This is a genomic window from Streptomyces hygroscopicus subsp. hygroscopicus (genome assembly GCF_001553455.1).
Lineage (GTDB): Bacteria > Actinomycetota > Actinomycetes > Streptomycetales > Streptomycetaceae > Streptomyces > Streptomyces hygroscopicus.
On the sequence record NZ_BBOX01000035.1, the window covers coordinates 1 to 2089 of the forward strand.

Annotated in this window: 2 protein-coding genes and 1 pseudogene; 1 reads left to right on the top strand and 2 read right to left on the bottom strand. The window is 70.5% G+C overall.

All coding sequences use genetic code 11. The features are described 5' to 3' along the window. Nucleotides 1-551, bottom strand: a pseudogene (locus AXW62_RS45495) (metallophosphoesterase); the annotation flags it as partial. Nucleotides 552-586: 35 nt separating this feature from the next. Next, nucleotides 587-964 (bottom strand): SCO4848 family membrane protein, encoded by a 378-nt coding sequence (locus tag AXW62_RS45500; protein WP_502688772.1) that lies wholly within the window; start codon nt 962-964, stop codon nt 587-589. On the opposite strand from AXW62_RS45500, the gene AXW62_RS05155 reads away from it, so the two are divergent. Continuing rightward, a partial coding sequence (locus AXW62_RS05155; RefSeq protein ID WP_502688771.1) for a D-alanyl-D-alanine carboxypeptidase family protein occupies nt 849-2089 on the top strand: 1241 nt, incomplete at its 3' end. The two genes, AXW62_RS45500 and AXW62_RS05155, sit on opposite strands and share 116 nt — an antisense overlap.

Sequence of the window (2089 nt, forward strand, 5' to 3'; positions counted from 1 at the left end):
CCGCCGTCGCCGTTGCTCGCGGCGGTGCCCGCCAGGCCGCCCGCAGCCGCCGGCTCAGCGTCCGGTGGCTGCCCTGCGGCGACTGCCCCCGCGACCGCCGCCGGGTCCTCGGCGTACCGCACAGCAGCGGGCTCGCTGGACCGCGTACCGGCGGCCTCGGTGGACCGCGTACGGGCAGGCTCGGTGGACCGCGTACCGGCAGCCTCAGTGGACCGCGTACCCACGGCGGCGCGGCGGTGCAGCCATACCCGCAGCAGGGGGCGCACCGCCTCACCGGCCAGCAGGGCGAGGGTCAGGTACAGGAGCAGGGCGAGCCAGAGGTAGCCCGGCCAGGCCAGCACGCGCTGGAGGGCGAAGGGCGCGCCCGAACGGCCCGCGATCAGCGCGCCGACGCTGATCAGCGGCAGCGCGAAGGCCGCCGTCGTACCCGCCCGGCGGGCCCGTCCCCCGCGCGCCGTCGTGTCGTGGACGAGACGGCGCCAGACGTACCAGTGGACACCGGCCAGCAGACCGACGACAGCCAGTGCGATCAGGACGTAGAGCACGACCATCCCCGGCCCCCTCCCCTAGCGATTACCTGGAACGGCTACTCGGAGGCGTCGGTGCGGCGCAGCGCTCGCACCCCACGCAACCCGATCACTCCGATCGCCGTCCCCAAGAGAAACGAGGTGATCGCGAGCAGCAGATGCACCCAAAAGTACGCGGTGGGATCACCGGAGTCGTCGAAGGCGAGTCCGCTGGCGTCCTTCCACAAGTTCTTGACAAAGGTGAACCAGATGACCCAGCTCCAGACCCCGAAGGCGAGCAGGAACCAGGACACCGGGCGGCTGAGCTTCATGGTTCCCAGTATGGGCACGGCCCCCGATACACCCACACGGGGGTCTGTCGTCAATACGGCGGCGCCGGAGTCGCCCTCCTCAGCGACGTTAGGTACGTTCACCACCGTGCCCACTCCTTCCTTCACCAGCACTCCTGTGCGAAACCGCACCCGTAAGAGTGTCCACCGCAGCACTACGACTCGCCGCAGCACCACGACTCGCCGCACCACCGCCCGCCGCGCCGCCGCACCGCTGGCCACCGCCGCCGCCCTCCTGCTGTGCGGTCCGCTCGCCGCCACCCCGGCGCACGCCACCGACCCGCCCGGCGGCTCCACCGACACGGCGGCCAAGCCCCCCGCCCACATGTCCACGGTGGGCGGGAAGCGGCTCGGCCGCCCCGGCACCCAGGTGGCTCTGAAGCAGGGCGCGCCCGCACTGCCCAAGGGGCTCAGCGGGAAGTCCTGGCTGGTGGCCGACGCCGAGTCGGGTGACGTGCTCGCCTCGCACAACGCCCACTGGCAGCTGCCGCCCGCCTCCACCCTGAAGATGCTGTTCGCGGACACGGTGCTGCCGAAGCTGCCGAAGACGAAGACCCACAAGGTGGAGCTGTCCGACCTGGAGGGGATGGGAGAGGGCAGCAGCCTGGTCGGGGTCAAGGAGAACTACACCTACACGGTCCACGACCTGTGGCTCGGCGTCTTCCTGCGCTCGGGCAACGACGCGGTGCACGTGCTGTCGGCCATGAACGGCGGCGTCCCGGCGACCGTAAGGGAGATGCAGGCGCACGCGAAGTATCTGAACGCCCGGGACACCCATGTCGTCACCCCGGATGGCTATGACGAGAAGGGCCAGGTCAGCAGCGCTTACGACCTGACCCTCTTCGCCCGCTCCGGGCTGCAGAAGGCGGATTTCCGGGAGTACTGCTCGACGGCGACCGCACAGTTCCCCGGGGCGTACGCCAAGGACAAGAAGGGCAAGAAGAGCCGCTCGAGTTTCGGCATCCAGAACACCAACCGGCTGCTGACCGGCTTCGGTGTCGAGCCCTACAAGGGCATCGCCGGGGTCAAGAACGGCTACACCACGAACGCGGGCTCCACCTTCACCGGGGTCGCGCAGCGCGGAAACCGGGTGCTGCTGGTCACCGTCATGAACCCGCAGCAGGGGGGCGGGATCGAGGTCTACAAGGAGACCGCGAAGCTTTTCGACTGGGGGTTCGAGGCGGCGGGCTCGGTGGATCCGGTCGGCACCCTCGTCCGGCCGGGTGCGGCGGG